Source organism: Paenibacillus macerans (assembly GCF_900454495.1).
GTDB lineage: Bacteria > Bacillota > Bacilli > Paenibacillales > Paenibacillaceae > Fontibacillus > Fontibacillus macerans.
Genome location: NZ_UGSI01000002.1, coordinates 788,532 through 813,037, shown reverse-complemented (window position 1 = coordinate 813,037; position 24,506 = coordinate 788,532). Strand labels below are relative to the sequence as shown.

Below are 24,506 nucleotides of genomic sequence, written 5' to 3'. Positions count from 1 at the left end.
TGCGCACTTCCTTTTTCTGCATCGTTTCAACCTATTATATAATAACAATTTCTCGCGTAAACGAGCGTAAAAAGCTTTGTCCGTCCCATACCTCATGAAAGTCCAGCGCCTTGCCGATCGGGACAATACGATCAATGCCCCGAGCATGAATGCGGGCGGCCAGTTCCAGTAATTCCTCCCTGTCATAACCGAAATAGGATAACGTCTGATCCTTGTCATTCAACATGGGGACCAGTTCGGACAGTTCGTTCACAACCGTCTCCAGGAAAAAGCCGCCGCCGCAATGACGCTCCCTGATTTCCGCCGTGACCTGATTGAGCATGACCCTGGCAAAGGCAGGGCGGTTATTCATCTGGATTGCCTCTGGCTCTGCAGACAGCCATAAGGCTGTCGTCAGCTTCTGCACCTGCAGCGCCGGTAGCAGCTCCGAGGCCTTAGTTGTGTGCACTTGCTCAAGCATCTGCCAAAATCTGTCCTGCACTCGCTCAACCTGCTCATGTTCTCCGTCCCATACGATCAGCCTAGGGGAAGAGCAGGCCAATTGATCAAACCAATAGGCATCGTTATAAAATTGATGAACGAGTTGCACGAAAGCTGCTTGTTCTAATTCAATAATAGCTTGCGCTTTTATTAGAGACAGCGAGAAACGATCAGGAAACACCAGCTCACTAGCCACCGGTAAAAGCGGAACGCGGCGTACAGCCTTTACCGTTTCATCGCCTCCCCATACCACACGAACATGACAAATTACGCTAAGCTCGGCTGTCGTTTGATCGTTATGCTCATACGTTAGAATAACATTCCGCTCAGCAAGCATTTGGTAAGCCGGCTGTGTCAGCTCTTCAAGGATCGCTTGCAGCAAAGCATGCTGCTGCGGCTGATCCTTGCTGGACAAGCGAATAATGTTGCGATTACCTGCCAATAGAGACAGCATCCAGGAATAAATGAAGATGGTATCCACATTAGACGGTGCAATATGGAACACGGTCCCTCTTGCTTTCATGATCCGCCCGTTTGTATCCTGCTCCCATCGCTGCTCAATGGCTTTCATATTCGCTTTGCGCATCCAAAATCCTAGAGCCACGATTTCCGGGTACTGGCGCATTTTGACAAAACGTTGCGACAAGGCTTGTACAAAATCCAGCACTACCTGGTGGAATGGGGCCAGCGGCGGCTTGCCCGACAATTGCTGCAAGGCCTGCTCTCCTTGTTCATGCGGAAAGAAAAATCTCTTCGTCATGCCTCACGCCCCCCCTTGTCCGAACGCATAGGTATCACTGCAGCCTCTTAGCTCAGCCTTGGGGATTCTGCCCGCCACACTGAAGTATTTCCCTCTCCAGCCGCATGGGCAATCATCTTCGCCGTGAATGACTCCAAGGTCCTCCGTTAGCAAGCTGTGGCCCGGATAGCTCTTGGGCAGCAGACTCAGCACCTGAATCAAACCCTGCTGTCCATACGGCAGCGGAGCAAAGCTGATCGGGTCCCGGACGATGACGTCGGCATAATTAGGAGTGTGCAAGTGACCGTGCTTGCACTCTGCAAAGATCGAGCCTACCTGCTCGACCATACCGTAATAATTATGAATTCGGCGAATGCCCAGCACACGACCCAATTCAGATCTGAACGTAGCGGCATCCACCGCTTCATCCTGAAGCTTCTTCCAGCCTCCGCCATGAATCAGCAAGCTGTCGCCAAAGTCGATCGCGATCCCCTTCTGTTTGGCTTCCAAATACACATGCTTCCAAATCATATAAGTGAATCCGAACAGCAGAATTTTGCTGCCTTCATGCTTGTTTAAAAATTGGGCCAGGCCATCCCAGTCCACGGACATATCATCATGCAGAGCATAAAAATGCTGCCTGCCAAAGTTGGCAAACCCTAATATACCCGCTCCACGAGCACTGAACGAACGCCGGTCCTTCAGCACGGATTTCGTATCCAAAATAATCATCGGCAGGCGCTGAGTCCCAAGCAGCGGCTTCATCACCTCTACCAATGCCTTGGATTGCTGCGCGGCTGTCTCTTTGTCCAGGTGAATCCTGGATACCTGCTGACCTGTAGTTCCGCTTGAGGTTAACACCTTCACGATGTTCTCCTGCGGGACAGAAACCAGGTCCATCAGCTTAAATAGCTGTACGGTCAAATAAGGGACTGATTCGAGAAGATGATTTTGCGGCTGAGAAGCCGATTTTTCAAGCATTGCACGGTATGCCGCGTTGTTCTCTGTATGATGCAAAGTAAGCTCATTTAATCCAGTCAGCAGCAGCTGCTGCTTCGCTTCTTTATACAGGTTATAGGGATAGCACATGATCATTCACCCTTTAATGCCTGATAATTAATTTTGCCATTGGCCAATCTCGGAATTTCATCGACCACAATCACTCTGTAGGCTGTGGGATGCAGCTTATACAGCTGGTCCACATGTTGTTTGATCTCAGCGACATGCTGACTGGATTCCGTTGCAACAAGCAGTTTGTCATCGTTTCCGACACACGCTATCGGCTGTTGAAGCAGTGCCTCCAGCTTTCTTTCTACTTCATCCAGGTTGATACGAAGACCAAACAGCTTGATGAACCGCTTCATTCTTCCCGTAATCGTAAAAAATCCTTCCTCATCCACGGTAGCTGTATCGCCTGTATACAGCACCCCGCCGCATTCATCGCCCTTGGCCAAATCCGCAAGCGACTCCGCATAGCCCAACATGACATTGCTACCATAGTAGATCAGTTCTCCTGTATCTGACGCAAGCTCCAGCCTGCCGCCGGGAATAGGGATGCCTATGGATCCTGGCTTATCCAATACTCTGTCACTAGGAATATAGGAAATACGCGGCGCAGCTTCGGTCTGGCCATACATGACGAAAAATCGTTTTCTCTGCTCCTTGGCGTACTCGCCCAAGAGACGCACCAATCGTTCCTCCAGACGTCCGCCAGCCTGAGTTAAAGTTCGCAGATACGGCAGCTCCATCTTAAAGAAGCCTACTCGTTCCAGCATTTGATACGTAAATGGAACTCCAGGCAAGGAGGTCGCTTGCTGTTCCCGCACGAAGTTCCAAAACGTTTTGGCAACAACGCTTTCCCCGGTTAGCAGTACGGCGGCTCCAGCATGAAAATGACTGTTCAAGATCGATAATCCATACGAATAGGATAATGGCAGATTCAAAATTCCCCGCTCGCTAGCATCAATCTCCAGGTACTGTGCGATGGCCTCGGCATTGGACTGTATATTGGCGTAGGACAAGCGTACAAATTTATGACTGCCCGTAGTGCCGGATGTACTAAGCAGCACGGCAAGCTCGGAATGAATGGCTGCTCCGGAATGCTGTTCGCGCTCTAATACATTGCCACGCTGACGGTATCCATCAAAGGTCAGTTCATTTAAAGCAACGATCCATTTCGGCTGATAAGTCATAACTATATGATTTAACAGCTCTAAATTCGTAGAAGCATTCAGCAGCATTACAGCCTGCTTCGCTTGCAAGGCCGCCACATAAGCGGCCACGATCTCTATTTCGTTATCACAGAGCAACAGAAGCAGTTCTTTACTGTCAGATCGAAAGTCATACTGATCAGCCAAGGCTTGCAGCTCAGCATACGTCAGCTTGCGTTGCTCCGTGATTACGGCGCATTGTTCCCCATATTGTTGTATATTGAAAAGCATCGCAATCTCCTTTCAAGGCTGTAAAAGAATAGGGCATGGTCTTTTAACCACACCCTTGAATTCTAAAATTGAACATCGTATTTAGCTAATATCTCCTTGGCCTTGGCAAAAGAACTCATGTCCAGCACGTCATCTGTATCCAACATCGTGTCGAACACATTATCGATCTCTGCAATCAAGGTCATATGCGCAATCGAATCCCACTCGGAAATGCCATTGTAGGATAATCCGTCCGTTACTCGCTCTATATCGATTTGTAACGCTTCCGCAAATATTTCACGCAGCTTTTGTTCATTATTCATCTCTTTACCCACCTAACTAAAGACGTATATAACATATATCGGTCTTTGCTCATGATCGTTTTAGATGTACTACAGCGTAAACTGTGCAGTAAACCTATGAAATTTCTGACATTTCTCTTTCCAAGTCGAGGCCAGCAATTCAAAGTAATGTACATCATGATAATGCCCATATTTATAAATGTGCTCCTTAAAGATAGCCGTATGTGTATATCCGTGGTGAAGATGCATTTTCATTATGCCGTCATTGCCTTCCATAACTTCGGCATAGAGCTTATTTAAGCCCAGCTGAAAAAAAGCAAAATTATAAAGATAAGGATGAATGTGTCCTGCTATCATTGAGTATCTTAGATCGCCAAGATAGTAGCCAGATGTAGCCTTCCGGTTAATCCTATCCAGGTTATTAATGGATATCAAACCAATTGCCGTACCCTTATATTCAATGATCCAATAATACTGCGTGTCATCCTTCGAAATAGCCTTATACCATTTCATTTGATTATCCAGATTTTTGTCAATATCGGTATACATATATCGGGTTACATGCTCGCTTGTCCGCCACTCCAGTACCTGCTCCAAATCACCTTCATCCAGCTTCTTAAAGGTAATCACAAACTCACCACCGTTTAGCCATTAAGTATTAAATCACCATGCCGCCATCCACACCAATGACTTGTCCCGTGACATAAGAGGAGAGGTCGGAGGCGAGGAACAGAATCGTGTTAGCAACCTCCTCCGGCCTTCCCATTCGATTCATCTTGATTCCGCTCAATCGTTGTTTATACACCTCTTCGGAAAACTGTTTGGTCATATCGGTATCGATGAAGCCCGGAGCAACGGCATTGACTCGGATATTATGCACGCCAAGCTCTTTGGCGGCCGAATAGGTCGCACCGATCACGGCTGCTTTGCTAGAGGCATACACTACTTGTCCCGCATTACCCGTTCTGCCGATAATAGAACTGACATTGATGATTGAGCCCTGCTTTTGTCTGGTCATCAAGCGAGAGGCATACTGCATATGATAGATCACTGCTTCGATATTGATCGAGAAGGTAGACTCCATTTGCCGCTCATTCACCATGCCCAGCAGAGCATCATCCATCACGCCGGCATTATTGACAAGCACATCTAATCTACCTAAGTTTTTTTTGATCCATACAAATGCGTTTTTTATTTCATCGGGATCACAAACGTCATAAGCTAGTAAGTGAACATCAACGTGGTATTTACCGGTAATTTCTTCCTTGACTTGCTTAAGCACAGAAAGATCCCGACCATGAAGCACTAAATTCGCCCCATTTGCTGCGCAAACGAAAGCAGTTGAGCGTCCAATCCCTCTTGTAGAACCTGTGATAAATACATTTTTTCCTTTCAGCATAATACGGATCATCCTTTGTATATCTGAAACTTTATTTTTTCGCGCGGATTGCATACAAAACGGTTTCCATATAGTTGTCCGTATGATGACCAATATAAAATTTGTAATGCTTGTCCTTGTATTTATTATAAAAAAACAACGGAATATCTATTAAATCTTCTTTTTTGTGATATAGACATACTTGTATCTTCGGAGCAAAATTTTGTATGGTTTTATCCGCTCCTTGTAATGCAGATAATTCAAACCCTTCAATATCCAATTTAATAAGGTTAACATCTTGTAGCGCATATTCTTCTACATAACGATCAATTGCCATAATATTAACCTTTTCATTTCCCTGTTCAACGATTATATTAGACGGATTAATTTCACCTTCGATTGAATTCATATACAACTCAGTATTTTCGATTCCTAAACCTGATTGAACGGTCGTTACATTTTGTATACCTTTATTCTCTATCCATTCTTTCATCTTCTTAAAATTATCCTTTGATGGTTCAAAGGAATGAATATGACAATCAGCATCTAATAATTTATTAAATTGTTGCGCAGTGTCACCGACATAGCCACCACCATCTATAATGACATCTCTCTTCTCAGGTCTAACAATCGGATGCTCGTATTGCTTGAAATCCGATATCTTCAAACAATGAATATTCCCTGAAACGCGATACGCAATTAAATGTAGAAAGAGCTCCTTTGATGAATCGTCCTCCAACATATGAAAAACTGCATCAAATTTATCTTGCTCTCTCGTAAAAAAACGTTCAAACTGTTCTCTTACCGCTGAATATTTATAACAATATTTAGAAATAACAACAGGATCTGCTTCAATAAAATTTGATACATTAGCATGTAATAGTTGTTGTCTTATTTCATTGTGCCATGTACTGCAAATAATGATAAGGAGATCATCCTTCTTCATCCCTAAAATATGGTCTAATGAAACTACTTCTATGCCACAAATATAATTGTGATGTTTTTTTTCATCATTATCAATAAAGAATTCGATTTTTTTGTTAGCTTTCAAGAGGTTTTGTGCCATATCCTGTCCAAAACTTCCAGCGCCAAATATTGCTACCCTATCGCTTTGTAAAATGGTTTGATTCATATAAAATGTGTTGTCTACCGGCATACTTCGGATTAATTGCTGTACACTGCTATAAAAATCCATAGCCAGCCTCTTTTCGTTTGAATAATATATTTCAAGAATATCTTAACAAGCTTTTTCTTAACTCTCGTTTGGTAAAACGAAATATGGGAGTTTCTGTATCTAGTTGTTCTAAATTATAGGCAGCATCCAGATAACCTGGATAATATTGAAGCGCAAGCTTGAACGATTCTCTAGCTTTCTCTAGCTCGTTGTTTTCCGCATACAGAACGCCGATATTATTGAGAGCAGCGCCATGAGTATTATTCCATTTGATAATTGCTAAGTACAGGTCTTTCGCGACTTCATACTTTCCAACCTGCAGCGCAACAAGTGCTTTCACAAATAGATAAGAGCCATATTTATCATCCGAAGCTTCTATTTGTACTGTCTCCAGTAATTGCTCGGCTTCCGGCCATTTTTCAAATCGAATTAAGAAATTCACATAATCTAAATGATTATGATCAATTGTATAGCCTCTTTCATAAATCGTTTCTTTAATAACTCCAAGGCCGAATTTATCTAACAGCCTTTTTTCACCCTGTCTCGTCGATTCGATATTCGCCGTCGTATTACTAGAGTGTCTACGGATGAAAGATAGCGGCTCGCACACATGACCAATATTGTTGCCATTCAGTAGTAGTCTTAACCAGAAGTCAACATCTTCCACGTACTTAATGGATGTGTCAAAACCATTCATCTCATCCAGGATAGCCTTCTTAACCAAGCTCCCGGACGGGGAAATAATCGGGTTACGCAGCAGCATTTGGACGAACCCCTCCTGTCCATGAAGATCGTAACCGCTAAATATTCCCGATATGGCTTCTCCTCTCTCATCCACTTGAAGGGCCTGACTATACACTGCACAATAACGCGCTGGATTCTCCTGCAAAAACCGGGTATAGGTCTCGATCAGGGTAGGTGCACATTCGTCATCTGCATCCAGGAAAAGAATCCAGTCACCCTGCGCATTGTTTAGGCCTGTATTTCTTGCGGCCGATGCTCCTTGGTTGGCTTGCTGCAGGAGTACAATGTGCTCATAGGTTCTTTGTAGGGCTTTTACTATCTTTACTGTATCATCGGAACTACCATCGTCAATGATAATGATCTCGTGCAGCGTTTGGGATTGAAGGATTAAACTGGATATCGATTTTTCTATATACTCTTCAGCGTTATAAGCAGGTATAACTGCGGATATCTTCATCATAGATCTCCTTATTCACCTAAAATATGGATCAATAAAATGCATTCCTTCAACCCATCCCGCTTCCGTAAGTGTTGCCTTAATCGCGTTATAGGCATGATACGGAGAAATAAGCACTTTACTTGGGGACGCATTTACGATGTTATGTGGAGCGTATACTTGCTTACCTAGCACAAACTGCCCTTGCTTCTTCGCTTCACTATCTATAAAACCACTCATCAATGGCTGATGCGGCATCAAGGCATGACACACACTTTGCCCAGCCTCTCCTGCTCCCCAAATCCAAAAATGGTCATCGCCAATAAAATGTTTACACTTTTCTATATCGATTTGATTATAGAAATAGGTATTTTCCAAGAAACTTTCTGTTGTGTACTGAATGGTTGGCATACCATATTTTTGAGCACAGCTATTAAAAAAGTTATAGAGTTGCTCTGTATATACTTTATGAACATCTGGATCCGCCATCTTCCCCCAAGTATTCTTGCCATGCCTCCTGTAGTAAGCCAAAGGCTCAAGCGAGGTATGAATGGTTGAGGTCAAAGCCGCTATAATCATTAATCTGGTATCCACACATAGATGGATCAATTCATCCTCAGGCAAAGGCATAACTCTGTCAAAGAAACTTTTTCGGAACGCCAAACCACTTGTCATGGAGAATAAATGAAACAGAGATTCAGATGAATAAATATATTCTTTATAATTCTGAACATTCTTAAACACCGGAATGATTGCGTTGTTCGATTGCCCCTGGGAATTTACTTCCTCCAACGCATGCTGAATGACTTCCAGCTTAGGATTGCTCTCAAAAATATTAATAATATGTTCAACCTTGTTACTTTTAAACCAGTCGTCACTATCCAGAAGGAATATGTACTCCCCTTTGGAATGCAGGTATGCCTGATAGACAGCATTCATTTGATTTAAATTATTGGATTTTCCGTGGTTCGCCTTGGAGATCACCTTGATATCTGAATACTGTGATAATTTCTCTAGGGAATGATCTGTTGATCCATCATCATATACGATAATTTCAATATCCTTGTAGGTTTGATTAAGAACCGAATCAACACATTGGACAATAAAATCCTCATAATTGTAGTTGTTGATTAACAGAGAGACCAGCATTGCGTTCCTCCTCAAAGCCGGGATACAATGAATCATAATTCCATCAACCTGTATCCAAGCACATAGGGATTTTATAACTTGAAGCTCACCACTGCCTAAATAGTGAGGATATGTTGAATATCTTCCTCCAGGCGGACAATATCATCATCGACCGTTACCCTTCCAATCTGTACTTCAATTAACTCCGTATCCTCCTGGGCTTGTAAACAATGTCTGGTACCGCTCGGAATCTCAATCACGGCCCCTGCCGTTACCATTTGAGCTATGCCGTCTATGACCAGAGTGGCTCTTCCAGCCGTAATAGTCCATACCTCAGTTCTCATATTATGATAATGATAGCTGAAATGATAGCCTGCCTTGATACAGAGACGTTTAGTCAACACTTCATTGTTCTCTGACTTGGAATAATCCAATATTCTATACCAGCCCCAGCGCCGTTCTTCGTACATGGGTCTTGAGAACAAGCCTTCATGCAGCATATCCTTCATACGGGAACTTGACGGCTTATCTGTGACCAATATGCCATCCGGGCTCACAGCAATAACCGCATTAGATATCCCTAAGACTTTTACAGGCAGTTCGAGCTCATTGACAATATGGGTATTATGGCAATCATCACTGAGACCGCCGTTGCCTATCACATTTTGAGACATCTCTTCCGTCAATGTATTCCAGGTCCCAAGATCCTTCCAATAACCCTCATAGGTAAGAGCTACAATAGAATCTAAAGTCTCCAGCAGTTCGTAGTCAAAGCTCTTTTTCGGCAACATCGTGAACCTGTCCAATAAATCCTCATAGCTGACAGGCATCTTCAGATTCTCAAGATGATCCATAATTAATTGCAGTTGAAATACAAAAACACCACTATTCCAATACGATCCATTTGCGATTAACTGCTCCGCCTCTTCTTCTGTAGGCTTTTCTTTAAAGCGCCCCACCCTCATATAGTTCTGAACTTCTCTAGGAATCAAATAACCATACTTTGAAGAAGGATAAGTGGGTTTAATTCCGATTAGACCTATCTGAGCATCGGTTGTTCGAACAAGCTGCTCCAAGTCCTTTAGCATCCTATAAAATTCTGTGCCCACATAAGTGTCTACGGACACAACGCCGACGATTTCATCTTTTGCAATCTCGACATGGGAATACAAATATGAACAGGCTAACGCCACTGCAGGAAATGTGTCCCTACGCTCTGGCTCAATAATCATCGGAATGTTGCCCAACTGATTAGCAATCATATCCACCTGCAGCTTATTGGTAGCAATAATAATATCATCCGCGGATACAATCTTTAATAGCTGGCAATAGACACGCTCCAGCATCGATTCCATCTCATGGGTTTCCTGATTATGAAGCACCTTTAAGAACTGTTTTGCTCGTGAATCATTAGATAGCGGCCATAGACGGGTACCTGATCCGCCCGATAACAATATAATTTTCATAATATTCCCCTAGGATTTACGAGATAAGCTCTTGCCAAGTGTATAATTGAGCGTTTGTGAATCGTTCACTTAATATGCCTTTTACTTCACTCATTACAGAATGTCTTTCAACAGATACTATAATTGTCATCTCGGCAGTTGCATCCAGCTCCTGGGGCGAAATAATTGGAATATTATGCATCATATTTCCTTGCATTCTCTGATCATTATCCAAAAAATATTCCACCTCAATGCCTTGCTTCTGAAGATCAAGATATAAAAATGTTGCGAGCTTTCTCGTACCGAATATGATAACTTTATCAAGATTCTTGGCCAGCAGCTTTGAGGCAGCGCCAGCATTGCCCAACAGTATGTTTTGCAGCCATAATTGATAATGGTTACTGCTTTGGACCAAATCTACATTATCTAAATAATCAGAAGCCTGTTTAGGAATACATTGGAAATGCTCCAAGTGAATAATTGCATTTTCGTTATACATTCTGCTTTCGTGATGAACATGGGTGCTTACACCGCCAAGCCTGAAGGTTGCTATTTCCAGTGGTACATACGCAAAATGAGCCTCGTATTTTTTGATACATTTAATAGTAAAATCGACATCCGCTAAAATTTTATATCTTACATCAAAGCCTCCGAACTCTTCAAAAAGCTTCTTATGTGTAAAGACTGATTGATGAGGGCACATTTTACCGTTTTTCATATCATCAACTGTAATCGGTTGTCCGTCGATATGCCAAATCCCCAATGCATCATTCATCACTCTCACGTTGCCGTGAAGCATGAGCACATCAGGATTCGATACTAAGTAATTGGCCACCTCTGCAACAACTTGTCCGGATGAGAAAAAATCATCCGCATTCATAAAGTTAATAAAATCCCCGGTGGCCAATTGTACGCCCTTATTAAAGGCATCATATATCCCATGATCAGGTTCAGATACAATGGTATTTATACGATCCTTATATTTATGAATAATATCCAAAGTATGATCTGTGGATGCACCATCCACGATAATATACTCCAAATTAGAATAGCTTTGGTTTAGTACACTTTGAATGGTCTGCTCGATCGTATCGGCAGCATTATAACAGACTGTAACAACAGAAATTTTAGGTTTATTCATCGTTGTTCACCACATGCTCGAGGTACCATTGATAGGTATCCCGAACCCCTTCCTCTAATTCAATGGAATAACGCCAACCTAATTGTTCCAGCTTTGTCACATCAGTTATTTTTCTTGGCGTACCATCCGGTTTGGTTGAGTCATAAACCAGTGTTCCCTCGAAGCCAATATTACTACACAACTGTTCTGCAAGCTCTCGAATAGAGATTTCTTTACCAGTGCCAATGTTTACGAAGGTGCCTATTTCCTCTGCCGAGTGATTTTCCATGAGATAGACGCAGGCATCTGCCAAATCATCTACATGCAGGAATTCACGAAAAGGTGTACCGCTGCCCCAGATGGTGACCGTTTCACTTCCGTTTGTTTTGGCCTCATGTATTTTCCGCATTAATGCCGGCAACACGTGCGAGTTCTGCAAATCAAAATTGTCATTGGGACCATATAGATTCGTAGGCATGACGCTCATAAAGTTCGTACCGTATTGTTTATTGTAAGCATTGCACATTTTTATGCCAGCAATCTTCGCTATGGCGTATGGCTCGTTGGTTGGCTCCAATTCATCCGTAAGCAGGTATTCTTCCTTAAGCGGCTGAGGAGCCAATTTAGGATAAATACAAGTGCTTCCTAAAAAAAGCAGCTTCTTAACACCATAGTTCCTAGCTGCTTCAATAATATTAGATTGAATCATAAGATTATCGTATAGGAACTGTGCCGGATAAGTGGAATTAGCCAGAATACCGCCTACTTTTGCAGCTGCTAGATATACGTACTCCGGCTGTTCTTCTTCGAAAAATCGCTTAACTGACGACTGATCACGTAAGTCCAGCTCTTGACTAGTTCTCCCTAGTATGTTGTTGTAGCCTTTCGCCTTCAGTTTTCGCACAATGGCAGAACCTACTAATCCACGATGACCAGCAACATAAATTTTAGAATTTGCTTGCATTTCGATCACCTTTTCAAGCTAATTGTGTTTGCCTTTGCTCGCTGTTTTTCTAAGATCCTCTTGAACCATCATAGCTACCAACTCGTTAAAGCTAGTTTTAGGACTCCAACCAAGAATATTCTTTGCTTTCGCCGGATTGCCGAGTAGTAGATCTACTTCAGTAGGACGGAAAAATTGCGGGTCTACAGCCACAATTACCTTTCCGGTTGTCGGATCGATCCCTTGTTCATGTACCCCTTCCCCATGCCATTCGATATCAATCCCTGCCTCCTTAAAGGCTAACTCAACAAATTGACGCACTGTTCTTGTCTCGCCGGTTGCGATCACAAAATCTTGCGGAATATCCTGTTGCAGCATCAGCCACATCGCCTCAACATAATCTCCCGCATACCCCCAGTCACGTTTGGCGTCCAGATTCCCCAAGAATAGACAATCCTGATATCCATACTTAATATTAGCTACCGCCATTGTAATTTTGCGGGTGACAAAGGTCTCACCACGCATTGGAGATTCGTGATTAAACAATATGCCGTTGCAAGCAAACATATTGTACGCCTCACGGTAGTTAACCGTAATCCAGTAGGCGTACATTTTAGCAGCTGCATATGGGCTGCGTGGATAGAAGGGTGTAGATTCAGATTGGGGTGTTTCTTGGACTTTCCCATACAACTCGCTTGTAGATGCCTGATATATCTTTGTCGTCTGTTCCAGCCCTAGAATACGTATCGCCTCAAGCAAACGCAGAGTACCAATTCCGTCTGCATTTGCCGTATACTCCGGCGTATCAAAAGAGACCTTGACATGACTCATTGCAGCCAGATTATACACTTCATCCGGTCTTATTTCTGCCATTAATCGGATAACGTTAGATGAGTCTGTCATGTCTCCATAATGAAGCTTTACTCTGGGATGTTCTAAATATTGTTCTATTCGATCATATCGTTCAATCGAAGCACGTCTAATTAACCCATGCACTTCGTATCCTTTATCTAACAATAAATTTATAAGATAAGCTCCATCCTGCCCTGTTACTCCAGTGATAAGTGCTGTTTTCATAATTCCACCATTCAATCCCCATATATTCTTAAAATTTTATTGCATGGAATATTGGCCTTTATTAGTTCTCCGTATATATCCCTTTCATAACTAGCTGATGAAATTAATATATAACAGTTTTCTTGCATCAAATTTTGATTGTAAGAGATAATGGGGTAACCTTCCATAACCCCACCGTCATTCTTTTTGGATATAATTCCTTTTAGGTTGTAATTTGAAAAATCTACATTTTTCAACAATCTTTCTGTATGTCCACCATCAGCATAAATATATATAACGTCACTTCTTTGGACGGATTGAAGTACATATTTTTCAATATAGTGCGCAATCGGTATAGAAAACAAATCTTCCTCTACTTGTTCTGTTATATTTAAATCGGTCGTATTAAAAGATATTTGTGAAGAAATAATCTTATAAAAATAACCGGAAGAAACCGACCTGTAAAAAGCATTTTGATCTTTGTCCAAAAGTAACACTGAAGAAATTTTCCCCTGCCCATGATTAGTAACTATATTTTCATTTAGTCTACAGGATTGGAGAATTCGGGAATCGAAATAACTATAATTTATTACTTCTCCCTCAATATCACTACTTATATTTCTACTTTTTTTTCGAATATCATCAAAAGCATTAAATAGGGCCGTTCCTAATTCAAGTCTATTCGCTTCATGATTTATTTGGTTATCAGATGATGAATCTTTTTGCATAGCTAAAGCCTTGTTCATAGCTTTTTCTAAGTCGCTAACTGAATTGCTATTAAAAAAGATAACTTTAGAATTGATAATCTCTCTGTTCACTTTAATATCTGATAAAATCACTGTCTTATTTAGTGATAATGCATCGTATGTCGAACCTCCACCAGGTCCGCCCTCAAACAGTGTGGGTTGAATTACGGCAATGCATTGATTCAGCAATTGAATCTGATCTTTTTTGGAAATTAACCCCAACAATATTATTTTATTATTTAGTTTGTTTTCATTGATATATTCCAATAGCTCATTAGTATATGTTAGATCCCTATAGTCAGTTAAATCTCCAGTACATATTAACCGAATGTTAGACAGATGCTTATTATTCTCGTAGAACAATTTCATTGCTTTAAATGCAAGTATATGATTCTTATGCTTCCAAAATTGATTGGAAATCATAAAGTATTCAGTTCCTATCAAATGTTCAAACTCTTTATCAATATCATTATTTAAATACTCTTCATATCCATTTTTCAGAAAAGGTACAAAAGGCAAGGAATATACGTTTTTGATGTTATGCGTCAAAAATTTGAAAATGTCATGCTTCGTATCCAGAGAATTTACAATTATTCCATCAGAGTCCTTTAGCATCTGGGAATAAAATGCATCGCGATAAACTATTTCTTGTTTACTAAAATTGGAAGGTAAATATTTATGTTGAAAGTCTGGAAGGTATCCAACCCAAGGAACAGGCATAAATTTACCTAAATGTGTTTGGAATGAAAAAATCACATCTATCCTCTTATCTTTTACGATTTGATATACTCTATCTTTACTTACCCCATCTACTTCAGTAAATTCTATCTTAAACTGATCAATAAACTGATTTAATATACTTTTATCATTTCTTGTACCAATAATACTCAATTCCAGTTTTACTTTTATGTCACTTTGGACCAATCCTGAAAGTAAATAAAAGACAAAATCCTTTCCACCGTTCCAAGAAAACATAGTATTAGGTATCAAACAGATTTTTAATTTTTCCATACTTATCTCGTCCTATAGAATTCTTTTATTATATTACATATATGTGTTATTTTTTCTTGACTAAGTAAAGGAGAACTAGGCAAGTTAATCCCACTTTTGCTTAATTTAATAGCATTAGGGTAATTATAGGATGACCCTTCATTTTTATACATATCCATTAGATGTATCGGATGAAAGAAAGGACGCGTCTCTATTCCAAATTGATACAAATGACTTCTTAATAAGTCTCGATAATCCCCTTGTTCTAATACTACTGAAACCATCCAATGTGAATTTATGACCTTTTTATCATCTACGAAGTCCATAGGTAATTCCTCAAGTTCCTGCTTATACTGATCTGCTATCTCCCTTTTTCTCACGAGGATAGATTCTATTCTCTCCAACTGTGCGAGTCCAATTGCCGCACAAATGTTGGTCATTCTGTAATTATAACCAACCACCTCATGCCAATACTCTATATTCTTGGAAACTCCCTGCCCCTTGAACAATTCTACGCGCTCTTTTAAAATAAGATCATTAGTGCAAACCATTCCTCCTTCTCCAGTCGTGATGGTTTTATTACCAAAAAAACTAAATGTAGAGACATCACCGAATGTTCCTACATGCTTATTATTAAAATACGTTCCTATTGCTTCTGCGCAATCTTCTACTAAAAATATATTATGCTCGTTACATATATTTCTTAGTTCCTCCAGATCACACGCATTTCCATATAAATGTACTGCTATTACTGCTTTTGTTCTTCTATTAATATTCTTTTTTACTTGTTCTAAATCTAACTGCCAATTTTTTATATCGCTATCTACAAAAACAGGCGTGGCCCCAACGTATCTAATACAATTCACCGAGGATATATAGGTCAATGTTGGAACAATGACCTCATCCCCTTTACCTATTCCTAATGCCAGCATAGCTAAATGCAGCGCCGTAGTGCCATTGGAGGTACTTACAGCATATTGGGTTCCCACATAGCTCGAAAAATGATCCTCAAATCTGTGAACATATTTTCCTTTTGAAGATATCCAATTTGATTCCAAGCAATCCATTACATATTTTTTCTCATTTCCATCTAATGCAGGCTCATAAACTGGAATTTTGATCATTATTCTCTTTCTCCAATCTAGTTGACTTGTTGAATGATTTTACTTGGCAGGTATTCCTTTTACTATTGCATGAGGAGCAATATTATTAATGACAACTGCTCCCGCCCCAACAATTGAGTTAGGACCAACATGTAATTTTTCGTGTACGCCTTTCCCTTGAATCACTGTTGCTCCAATCCCTATAAATGCCTCTTCATGGAGATGCACATTGCCAGCTATGTTTGCACCTGGTGAAATGGTTACAAAGTCTTCAATGATACAATCATGGGCAATCGTTGCATTAGAATTAAACAACCCGAAATCACCCATTTTTATATTATTTGAGAACCTAACGCCTGCACCAACTATATTCCCTTTATGTCTTTGCAACTCATTTAATTGCATCCTTCCAAACGTCGCACTAGGATGTATAATATTTATGAATTTAAGGTTATTAAATTTTCTATATATTTTTTTTCTGATAGCTCCGTCCCCTACTCCAATTACAAACGAGTATTTTTCATAATACTCATTAATGTTGGACTCACTTACAATCTCAATTCCTGTAATCGGATCTTTACCTTCTTTGATATCTATAAACAAAAGATTCTTGAACCCTATTTCCAGGCAAATATCAGCAACTTCACGTGCTTGACTAGAAGAACCAAAAATCCCTATGCCGTTGTTCACTCGCACTAGTCCCCTCCTTAGGTAGACGCTGCTCTAGTTATTCCCCTAAGCACAATGCTACAAATCTTTCCAGCTTATAATTTCCAGGTCATATCCCTTAAATTTGTTTTTTAGTTCATTTATGATACTCACATCATGTCCTCCCTCTATTGAAATCAAAATTGTCGAAGGAGTACTGAGATCAAGGTCATCTATGGATTTAATCGGAGTACCTTCCACCAGGATGTTGGGAGAAGGATTATAACTTGTTAGAAAACTACTTATTTTGATTTCCTTTATTTCTAATATTTTTTTTAACAGTATTCCGTATTCACCATATCCAAATATATATACATTTCTCTGAAAAAAATTATAATTTTCATAGTCATTCTTAAGGATCAATTTGTTTACTGTTTTCAACTTATTTTGATCTGTTATTGCCTGCTGCTTTAATGCATTGATTTTATATATCATTTCACAGGTAAAGAAATCATACATTCTATTCCGCTCTATAACATCTGGATGCTCTAAAGGAAAATTAATGGGATATGTTGGTAAACTGGCTTCCAAATTATCATACATTGTTGTATGTGTAGCACTTTCGTCAAAACCAATATTACTGATTAAATTAACAGAAGGTATTATACCGAAAGCATTGCGAGACCATGAACTAAATAAAAACGGATACGCCCAACTATCTATCTTCCCTTCGTATGTTTGGTCAAATATATTCGTCCAGTATTTTCTAAAAAATGGATCATAACATATTTTTTCAAAATCATCTGACTGTCTATAAGAAGGCCAATCAAGCATACGCATATCTCTTAGTTTCCAGGCTCTTCTCCATGTCGCCCAACCTGAACTATGAAAAAACAAAGAAAAGTAGTAACTAAACTCAGGCTTGTAGTATTCATTTTTTTGTTGAAAATTATTTCCTGATATGCCGGTTATTTTGTCATTATGTTTATATCTATCTAGTAATTCTTCACAAAATTCAAAAAAATCCTCGCTCGGAACACAATCATCTTCTAGAATTATGGCATCTTCCACTTGCTTAAATACTTCATCAAGTCCTGATGAAATGCGTCTCCGACAACCTAAGTTCTCTTCAGCATAGAAATACTTCACATCACAATCCCAATCAACCTGGATCACGGCTCGCGTTTCTTCACACAATTGAACGTCGCGTTCTTTATCTGGTCTAGGACCATCCGCAATAACAAACAACTGTTTTGGTGAATACTTACGGATTTTTTCGAAAACAATGGCAGCTTTATCAGGACGATTAAATATTATGAATGCTACTGGCTTTGTCAAATTGAATCCCCCAATTTAAAGCTTATTAACTCATTACTATTAGAAGGAAATGCCACATCCTTAGCTAAAATGCTAGCAGTTTTATCAGTGAAGGAGGGGATATATTATCATCGTAGTTGTTCCCCCTAAACTATTTTTAATAGCAATGCAAAGGTGCTCCCGTTCCTCATTACTTCTTCTCTATAAACAATAATCAGCCCTTATCCAAAATTTTATATATTGGAATAGTTAGCTCTTTTATGAAGCAAGTTTCTTCCATCGAAAATGACATCATATTGCAAGACTGATTTTAATTGTATCCAGTCTACATCAACAAACTCATTCCATTCTGTCACTAGTAGAACAGCAGCAGCTTCACTAACGGCCTCTTCCAACGAGGCAGCATACTTCAAGCTAATCCCATTTAATACATCCGTATATTTGACAACAGGATCATAAACAAAAATGTCAGCCTTTTGTTCTGCTAATGCTTTAATGATGTCGATGGATGGTGCCTCTCTCATGTCATCAGTATCAGGCTTAAATGCTAAGCCCAGAACAGCTATCTTCTTACCTCTAACATTCCCATCAAAATGTTTTAACACCTTATTAATAAAAAATGTGCGCTGATCATGATTTGCCTTAATGGCAGATTCTACAATACTCAGAGATACATTATTTTCTCTACCTAGCTGCACGAGTGATATAGTGTCCTTAGGAAAACATGAACCACCGTACCCTAGCCCCGCATTTAGAAACTGGCGGCCAATCCGTTTGTCCATGCCCATTCCATCCGCGACTGCATTAATGTCCGCCCCTAATTTATCGCAAAGATTTGAAATTTGATTGATATAGCTTATTTTCACAGCCAAAAAAGCATTGGAGGCGTATTTAATCATTTCTGCGCTGCGACGATCGGTACGTAAAATAGGTATTTCAATGTTGCTATATAACGCTTCAACGGTGTCGCCTGCTGCTTTACTTTCTGCCCCAATAATAATCCTATCTCCATAAAAGGAATCATGAATGGCATGACCCTCACGTAAAAATTCCGGATTTGATACCACATCAACATGAATATCGTTCTGTTTATTTTCACGAATGAAATTCTCTACCCAGTCATTTATCCCTACTGGTACTGTGCTCTTCATAACGACAATTACATCGTGATCCACATTCTTCGCTATACTCATTACGGCCTGCTCAACATAGCTCAAGTTGGCTGCCCCATTTTCTCCTTGAGGCGTACCTACTGCAATAACAATCACTTCAGCATCTTGAAATGCTTCTGCAGGGCTTGTTGTGAAAAACAAACGTTGGCTTACAATATTCCTTTGTAATAATTTATCAAGGCCTGGCTCATAAATTGGAGATGTGCCTGTTTGTAATTTAATTATTTTCTCCTCATCTACATCTACGCACACTACCGTATGACCAACCTCAGAAAGTATAGTACCCGTAACCAACCCTACATATCCTGTGCCGATAACTGCCACTTTCATATGGTAACCTGCTTTCACGCTGGATTTAAACTGTAAGCGTTCTATGAATTTGCTTTATTAATCAATTGGTCAAAATATAAAATAGTAGGTTGAAGTCCTTCATCAAGAGTTACTTTTGGATACCAATTAAGCACTCTTTTAGCTTCTTCTATGACAGGCTTGCGCTGCTTAGGATCATCCTCAGGCAATAACTCATACTTTAATTCCGTATTGTTCTTGGTCCATTTCATGACTTTTTCGGCAAGCTCCAACATGGTGAACTCATCCGGGTTTCCCAGATTAATGGGGCCTGTTACTTCCTCCGGAGTCTCCATCATTCGCAGGAAGCCTTCGATTAAATCATCCACGTAGCAGAATGATCGAGTCTGCTGTCCATCACCATACACTGTCAGCGGTTTGTTATGCAGCGACTGTACAATAAAGTTACTTACAACACGGCCATCTTTTGCATCCATTCTTGGACCATACGTATTGAAGATACGTACCACTTTAATTCGAACATCGTACATTCGTGCATAATCAAAAAACAAAGTTTCTGCCCCACGCTTGCCCTCATCGTAGCAACTGCGAATTCCTATAGGATTCACATGTCCCCAATATTGCTCAGGCTGAGGATGTACCAAGGGGTCTCCGTATACCTCGGAAGTCGAAGCTTGCATTATTTTCGCACCACATTTGCGGGCAATTTCAAGCAGCTGTAGAGAGCCAAGTATATTTGTTTTAAAAGTATGTATTGGATTGGCTTGGTAATGAATCGGACTAGCAGGACAGGCCAGATTATAAATCTCATCAAATTCACCCAGTTCAGGAAGAGGCTCAGTAATATCATGCTGAATAAAAGTAATGGCATCCATCACATGATCAATATTCCTAAGTGAACCTGTCTGCAAATTATCTACACAAACAATTTCATGCCCTTGCTTTAGCAATCGATCTATTAGGTGTGATCCCAAAAAACCAGCGCCACCCGTCACTAATATCTTTTTCATGACTGCCCTCCGAATTTTCTCTTATGCCAATTCCAAGCTATTTCAATAATTTCATTCAAATGATAACGTGCTTCCTCAATCAAATTATACTTTTCTTACCGTTATATAATATATCGGCAGTTTACTCTACTGAATAGAGGATTTATTTATTGGAAATTGATTCCACCCTTTAACGAAAAAGAATCGCTATCAGTATAGAGCCACAATTCGCTCATCTCACCGAACACGATTCCTTTGTCCACCAACCATATACCTTGTCCGGTATTTATGGATTTTCGTTGCCCCACGCTAAACGGAGAATAGAATAACCTTTATACCCGTTCTATCAGGCCAAAGCCCCTGATCGTATTAGCAACTCTGTTACCTCGTCAAACTCCAACGTTGTTTGATCCTCTGAGCTATACTTCCCATCTTTAACAGGCTTTGAATTTGGATAATCTCCCTTTTTATAAAATTCATTTGGAATGACAAACATTTCCGTTAGTTCTTTGGCCCGTTTTCCTTCATCTTCCGTCATAAGTTCCTCATACATTTTTTCACCGGGGCGCAAACCAATTTCTTCAATCTCTATTTCCTCAGGAGTTATTCCTATTTTTTTGGACATTTCTAGAATTACAGCTTTTATTAGATCTTCCAATCTAACTACAGGCATTTTTAATACAAAAACCTCTCCACCTTGAGCATAATCTGCAGCTTTAAGGGTTAACTCAGTGGCTTCTTCCATAGTCATCATAAAACGAGTCATATTTTTGTGAGTAATTGTAATCTTACGCTGAGATTCGATCTGCTTTTTAAAAAGCGGTATAACAGATCCTCTTGACCCCATAACGTTTCCAAAACGCACAGCTGCAAATGTGGTATTAGCTGAACCTGCTTGGTATTGTGCAGAAGAAATTAGACGTTCGGCCATTAATTTAGATGCCCCATAAGTATTTGTCGGGGCAATGGCTTTGTCCGTACTCACAAAAATGACTTTTTTCACTCTAGCCTCCAATGCAGACTGTATTACATTTTGCGTGCCGATTATATTGGTTTGTACGGCTTCAAAAGGATTATATTCACATGCCGGGACATGCTTCATAGCAGCACAGTGAAAGACATAATCTATGTCCGCCATGGCCCGGGACAATCTTTGCGCATCTCTTACGTCACCTATTAAGAAACGCAACTGTTGAGCATACTGCTGCAGCTCCTGCGCCATTTCAAACTGTTTGAATTCATCTCTGCTGAATATGCGAATAACACCGGGTTTTTCCTGCAACAAACGTCTAACAAGACGTTGACCTATTGTCCCAGTCCCCCCTGTTATTAAAATTTTCTTGCCTTTATATAAACTCACGGCTTTTCCTCCTGCTGATGCAATCGATCCATGCGATGAAGGGCATGTTGGATATAATTAGTCATTTTGGGGTTGAAGGAAATTAGTTCATCTACTAATTTGCCTAAGTGCTCCATAATTAATGAGGCTTTTACGAATGGATTCGTTGCGTCAACGATCTTGGGAACAAATCTCATATAGTGGTTAATATGATGAGCCAGTCCAAAACTGTGAAAATATTTAAAGATGTCTTGGTCCGTTATTGATTGCCATAGCTTATTGACTTTCAGCAAATTTTTATTTAAATTATTTACGTTTTTGGTTTTTACGCTCCTAGCCATTGAAGTCAATTCTTGCTTTATCTTAGTCAAACTTTTATCCAGCATTTGGGCTTCGCTTAATATATGATTCATTTTCTTCGAAACTTTCTCACTTAAGTTTTCTTCCATTACTGGCATGGAATTTAAACCATACAAAGCAGGCACCGGATTTGCCGGCAATACCTTTATGATGCGCTCAAGGCTTTCCCACTCTGCGCCTTTTATTTTCGCTCCCTTGGCGGAAGTATTTATGAATTTAATTCCATCAAGCTGTAAAACTGAAATAATGTTTTCTATGTTCTTACGAGTAATCGTCATAACCGCATTGGTGGGATTCATGCCGCCTAATACGTTTTCCACATATTCCGTTGCACTGCTTAGAGCGTTGGCCAAGCCCTGTTCTGTCACATGATTAGCACCAGCGCTATAATACTTTTGATCGGGGAAAGATAAATCCTGCCCGAGCAAAATGATATCCTTTGCGCCCATATAAGCCGCTAATTGTATGGCTGTTCCAGTGACTGACGCAGTTGGTCTAAATGAGGGGCCCATATCCTCCTCCAACAAGTATTGACTTATCGTATCGCCTTCAAAAGTGGCATGAAACATCCCCGACTGGTACATATCTTGGATTTGAAAATGACTATGATTGACAAAGATCAAGGGAGTCCGTCCACAATCTATATTATTAAAAACTTTTAGATTTGGGTCACCGCCATCCATTGTTACTATAAAATGCGGATTGATGTGATGGTGCTGCAAAACCTGAATACTGGAACCGGCTGCAATCAGAATACATTTTTGTTTCAATTGCTCAAGTAAATGAATATCTTCTTGCAATGATGGACCAGAGCCGATAACCGCAACCGCTCCTTTATTGCTAATTCCTTTAAGAGGAGCTATAGAAGGATTCACAATACAATGCGGGATATTATAAAGGATGTTCCGCACCCATTCCATTTGATATCTTTGATAGGTTTGAAAGTTTGACTGACTATTGAGAACTCCGTGTTTAATCACTTCTTCCAATTGATTAAACGTTTCTTTATATAGCCGTCTGTATATTGGCGCAGCGATCAGTGTAATTGTTCCGGCCAACTGCCCACTGATATAATCTGCCAACTCTGAAAGAACTAGCTCATGTTCCCCCAAAGCCACCATCTTAACACGATCATTGTCTAACAATTCACTGACATCCTGGTGCTGTAACATGCTATGGAATACATTTATATCAGGCTCATATACAATGATTTGCTTGACCTCGGTCTCTTCCAATACAGCTTTCAAAAAATGGCCCATCCCCACTCCAAACAGCAATAAAGGCCCTTCATTATCCGATTTCCCAGCCATAGTTGCCTGAACCCATCTAGCAGCTTCCACTTCGGCATTATATTTACTATGGAAAAAATATTCTACGCCATCTTCGTGCCGCTTCAGGTTAAACTCATTGTTTTTCGTATAAACAACTTCATATTGTTCCCGATCGGGAACATTGTGATCAATAACCCGGACTAGCTCGGGATATTTGTCATGTAAAATCTGTTCGTTAGCTTCCAACAATTTCATGCTGACACCTTTTCTTTATATTGTGAATGATAGTTTTCAAGAGCAGGAATGATTTCGTATTCTAACACATCACTTACTCCTACAAAATCATCTTGTTGGATATTGGTATGCATAACGCTAATATATTGATTTACTGAAGTAATTTCAGCAAGATACTCCGGAAGATTCTCTGTTTCCTCCATATAAAGTTTAACATTTAAAGCAATTGCACTACTGATCCATTCCAGCCCCTGCACAAGTTGGGACAACAAACCTGCATTTTCCTGATTAAGTCCACCATATAACTGGTTAACGACACTTTTGGCCGCTGGAATGAATCGGCTGAGATATTGGTCTAACTCTTGTTCAGTAGACACTATACTTTCCAATCTCGATAAGCTATTAATATTAACGCACTGTATTTGATCCACATTAAGAAATAGATATTGTTCGTAACCGGTATAAAAAGTTTTACCATCAATATCAACGCAGTGGATAAGCTGGCCGGTTTGAAAAATCGAGCCAGTCGCCTCTTTCCACCATTTATCAAGCTGCTCGATCGATCCGTCAATGACTTGTTCCTGCTGCTGGTTAATCATTACCTTCAATTCACTCACGTCCTTATTCATATATACCTAATATATCGGAATAAACATAGTGGAT

22 protein-coding genes are annotated in these 24,506 nt (G+C 40.2%); all 22 read right to left on the bottom strand.

The window, feature by feature from the left end:
• Nucleotides 1-34: 34 nt before the first annotated feature.
• The 22 genes from DYE26_RS26720 to DYE26_RS26615 all read right to left on the bottom strand — a co-directional run bounded on the left by DYE26_RS26720 (nucleotide 35) and on the right by DYE26_RS26615 (nucleotide 24,442).
• Nucleotides 35-1,240 carry an acyl-CoA reductase gene (locus DYE26_RS26720; RefSeq protein ID WP_036619337.1) on the bottom strand — a complete coding sequence of 402 codons (1,206 nt, stop codon included), beginning with the start codon at nucleotides 1,238-1,240 and terminating at the stop codon, nucleotides 35-37.
• Nucleotides 1,241-1,243: 3 nt separating this feature from the next.
• Entirely contained in the window at nucleotides 1,244-2,308 is a 1,065-nt protein-coding gene (locus DYE26_RS26715) for a LuxE/PaaK family acyltransferase (protein ID WP_036619336.1), read from the bottom strand.
• 2 nt (nucleotides 2,309-2,310) lie between these two features.
• Nucleotides 2,311-3,660: an AMP-binding protein gene (locus tag DYE26_RS26710; protein ID WP_036619334.1), complete on the bottom strand. Its 1,350-nt coding sequence runs from the start codon at nucleotides 3,658-3,660 to the stop codon at nucleotides 2,311-2,313.
• A gap of 62 nt (nucleotides 3,661-3,722) precedes the next feature.
• On the bottom strand, nucleotides 3,723-3,962 hold the full coding sequence (locus DYE26_RS26705; protein WP_036619332.1) for an acyl carrier protein: 240 nt from the start codon (nucleotides 3,960-3,962) through the stop codon (nucleotides 3,723-3,725).
• 69 nt (nucleotides 3,963-4,031) lie between these two features.
• Nucleotides 4,032-4,571 (bottom strand): UDP-4-amino-4,6-dideoxy-N-acetyl-beta-L-altrosamine N-acetyltransferase, encoded by a 540-nt coding sequence (pseH, locus tag DYE26_RS26700; RefSeq protein WP_036619331.1) that lies wholly within the window; start codon nucleotides 4,569-4,571, stop codon nucleotides 4,032-4,034.
• Between the two features lie 28 nt (nucleotides 4,572-4,599).
• On the bottom strand, nucleotides 4,600-5,340 hold the full coding sequence (locus DYE26_RS26695) for an SDR family NAD(P)-dependent oxidoreductase (protein ID WP_115311332.1): 741 nt from the start codon (nucleotides 5,338-5,340) through the stop codon (nucleotides 4,600-4,602).
• A gap of 31 nt (nucleotides 5,341-5,371) precedes the next feature.
• The gene (locus DYE26_RS26690) at nucleotides 5,372-6,514 is read right to left on the bottom strand and encodes an FkbM family methyltransferase (RefSeq protein ID WP_036619330.1); all 1,143 of its coding nucleotides are present in this window, start codon (nucleotides 6,512-6,514) and stop codon (nucleotides 5,372-5,374) included.
• Between the two features lie 31 nt (nucleotides 6,515-6,545).
• Nucleotides 6,546-7,694 carry a glycosyltransferase gene (locus DYE26_RS26685; RefSeq protein ID WP_036619329.1) on the bottom strand — a complete coding sequence of 383 codons (1,149 nt, stop codon included), beginning with the start codon at nucleotides 7,692-7,694 and terminating at the stop codon, nucleotides 6,546-6,548.
• Nucleotides 7,695-7,709: 15 nt separating this feature from the next.
• Nucleotides 7,710-8,822: a glycosyltransferase gene (locus DYE26_RS26680; RefSeq protein ID WP_036619328.1), complete on the bottom strand. Its 1,113-nt coding sequence runs from the start codon at nucleotides 8,820-8,822 to the stop codon at nucleotides 7,710-7,712.
• A 95-nt stretch (nucleotides 8,823-8,917) separates the two neighbouring features.
• Nucleotides 8,918-10,267, bottom strand: a complete 1,350-nt coding sequence (locus DYE26_RS26675) for a sugar phosphate nucleotidyltransferase (protein ID WP_036619327.1) — start codon at nucleotides 10,265-10,267, stop codon at nucleotides 8,918-8,920.
• A 16-nt stretch (nucleotides 10,268-10,283) separates the two neighbouring features.
• On the bottom strand, nucleotides 10,284-11,387 hold the full coding sequence (locus DYE26_RS26670; protein WP_051985223.1) for a glycosyltransferase family 2 protein: 1,104 nt from the start codon (nucleotides 11,385-11,387) through the stop codon (nucleotides 10,284-10,286).
• On the bottom strand, nucleotides 11,380-12,330 hold the full coding sequence (fcl, locus tag DYE26_RS26665) for a GDP-L-fucose synthase (protein ID WP_036619326.1): 951 nt from the start codon (nucleotides 12,328-12,330) through the stop codon (nucleotides 11,380-11,382). Before fcl ends, DYE26_RS26670 begins: the two co-directional genes overlap by 8 nt.
• Nucleotides 12,331-12,348: 18 nt before the next feature.
• The gene (gene gmd, locus DYE26_RS26660; protein ID WP_036619325.1) at nucleotides 12,349-13,386 is read right to left on the bottom strand and encodes a GDP-mannose 4,6-dehydratase; all 1,038 of its coding nucleotides are present in this window, start codon (nucleotides 13,384-13,386) and stop codon (nucleotides 12,349-12,351) included.
• Nucleotides 13,387-13,397: 11 nt separating this feature from the next.
• On the bottom strand, nucleotides 13,398-15,122 hold the full coding sequence (locus DYE26_RS26655; RefSeq protein ID WP_051985222.1) for a glycosyltransferase: 1,725 nt from the start codon (nucleotides 15,120-15,122) through the stop codon (nucleotides 13,398-13,400).
• Between the two features lie 2 nt (nucleotides 15,123-15,124).
• Nucleotides 15,125-16,225 (bottom strand): DegT/DnrJ/EryC1/StrS family aminotransferase, encoded by a 1,101-nt coding sequence (locus DYE26_RS26650; RefSeq protein WP_036619323.1) that lies wholly within the window; start codon nucleotides 16,223-16,225, stop codon nucleotides 15,125-15,127.
• Between the two features lie 39 nt (nucleotides 16,226-16,264).
• Entirely contained in the window at nucleotides 16,265-16,894 is a 630-nt protein-coding gene (locus DYE26_RS26645; RefSeq protein ID WP_036627432.1) for a PglD-related sugar-binding protein, read from the bottom strand.
• A gap of 57 nt (nucleotides 16,895-16,951) precedes the next feature.
• A complete protein-coding gene (locus DYE26_RS26640; RefSeq protein ID WP_051985220.1) occupies nucleotides 16,952-18,190 on the bottom strand; it encodes a hypothetical protein in 1,239 nt (412 codons plus the stop codon).
• 212 nt (nucleotides 18,191-18,402) lie between these two features.
• Nucleotides 18,403-19,671 (bottom strand): UDP-glucose dehydrogenase family protein, encoded by a 1,269-nt coding sequence (locus DYE26_RS26635; protein ID WP_036619321.1) that lies wholly within the window; start codon nucleotides 19,669-19,671, stop codon nucleotides 18,403-18,405.
• A 41-nt stretch (nucleotides 19,672-19,712) separates the two neighbouring features.
• The gene (locus DYE26_RS26630; protein WP_036619319.1) at nucleotides 19,713-20,660 is read right to left on the bottom strand and encodes a UDP-glucuronic acid decarboxylase family protein; all 948 of its coding nucleotides are present in this window, start codon (nucleotides 20,658-20,660) and stop codon (nucleotides 19,713-19,715) included.
• Between the two features lie 325 nt (nucleotides 20,661-20,985).
• The gene (locus DYE26_RS26625; RefSeq protein ID WP_036619317.1) at nucleotides 20,986-21,999 is read right to left on the bottom strand and encodes a UDP-N-acetylglucosamine 4,6-dehydratase family protein; all 1,014 of its coding nucleotides are present in this window, start codon (nucleotides 21,997-21,999) and stop codon (nucleotides 20,986-20,988) included.
• Nucleotides 21,996-23,864, bottom strand: coding sequence for a motility associated factor glycosyltransferase family protein (locus DYE26_RS26620; RefSeq protein ID WP_036619315.1), 1,869 nt, complete (start codon nucleotides 23,862-23,864; stop codon nucleotides 21,996-21,998). Before DYE26_RS26620 ends, DYE26_RS26625 begins: the two co-directional genes overlap by 4 nt.
• Nucleotides 23,861-24,442 carry a DUF8042 domain-containing protein gene (locus tag DYE26_RS26615; RefSeq protein ID WP_477529254.1) on the bottom strand — a complete coding sequence of 194 codons (582 nt, stop codon included), beginning with the start codon at nucleotides 24,440-24,442 and terminating at the stop codon, nucleotides 23,861-23,863. The genes DYE26_RS26620 and DYE26_RS26615 overlap by 4 nt, the downstream gene beginning before the upstream one ends.
• Nucleotides 24,443-24,506: the final 64 nt, after the last annotated feature.

Bases quoted from the DNA above. Each gene is read 5' to 3' on its own strand.
- DYE26_RS26720 (WP_036619337.1), bottom strand. From the start codon at position 1,240: ATGACGAAGAGATTTTTCTTTCCGCATGAACAAGGAGAGCAGGCCTTG.
- DYE26_RS26715 (WP_036619336.1), bottom strand. From the start codon at position 2,308: ATGTGCTATCCCTATAACCTGTATAAAGAAGCGAAGCAGCAGCTGCTG.
- DYE26_RS26710 (WP_036619334.1), bottom strand. From the start codon at position 3,660: ATGCTTTTCAATATACAACAATATGGGGAACAATGCGCCGTAATCACG.
- DYE26_RS26705 (WP_036619332.1), bottom strand. From the start codon at position 3,962: ATGAATAATGAACAAAAGCTGCGTGAAATATTTGCGGAAGCGTTACAA.
- DYE26_RS26695 (WP_115311332.1), bottom strand. From the start codon at position 5,340: ATGCTGAAAGGAAAAAATGTATTTATCACAGGTTCTACAAGAGGGATT.
- DYE26_RS26690 (WP_036619330.1), bottom strand. From the start codon at position 6,514: ATGGATTTTTATAGCAGTGTACAGCAATTAATCCGAAGTATGCCGGTA.
- DYE26_RS26685 (WP_036619329.1), bottom strand. From the start codon at position 7,694: ATGAAGATATCCGCAGTTATACCTGCTTATAACGCTGAAGAGTATATA.
- DYE26_RS26680 (WP_036619328.1), bottom strand. From the start codon at position 8,822: ATGCTGGTCTCTCTGTTAATCAACAACTACAATTATGAGGATTTTATT.
- DYE26_RS26675 (WP_036619327.1), bottom strand. From the start codon at position 10,267: ATGAAAATTATATTGTTATCGGGCGGATCAGGTACCCGTCTATGGCCG.
- DYE26_RS26670 (WP_051985223.1), bottom strand. From the start codon at position 11,387: ATGAATAAACCTAAAATTTCTGTTGTTACAGTCTGTTATAATGCTGCC.
- fcl (WP_036619326.1), bottom strand. From the start codon at position 12,330: ATGCAAGCAAATTCTAAAATTTATGTTGCTGGTCATCGTGGATTAGTA.
- gmd (WP_036619325.1), bottom strand. From the start codon at position 13,386: ATGAAAACAGCACTTATCACTGGAGTAACAGGGCAGGATGGAGCTTAT.
- DYE26_RS26655 (WP_051985222.1), bottom strand. From the start codon at position 15,122: ATGGAAAAATTAAAAATCTGTTTGATACCTAATACTATGTTTTCTTGG.
- DYE26_RS26650 (WP_036619323.1), bottom strand. From the start codon at position 16,225: ATGATCAAAATTCCAGTTTATGAGCCTGCATTAGATGGAAATGAGAAA.
- DYE26_RS26635 (WP_036619321.1), bottom strand. From the start codon at position 19,671: ATGAAAGTGGCAGTTATCGGCACAGGATATGTAGGGTTGGTTACGGGT.
- DYE26_RS26630 (WP_036619319.1), bottom strand. From the start codon at position 20,660: ATGAAAAAGATATTAGTGACGGGTGGCGCTGGTTTTTTGGGATCACAC.
- DYE26_RS26620 (WP_036619315.1), bottom strand. From the start codon at position 23,864: ATGAAATTGTTGGAAGCTAACGAACAGATTTTACATGACAAATATCCC.
- DYE26_RS26615 (WP_477529254.1), bottom strand. From the start codon at position 24,442: ATGATTAACCAGCAGCAGGAACAAGTCATTGACGGATCGATCGAGCAG.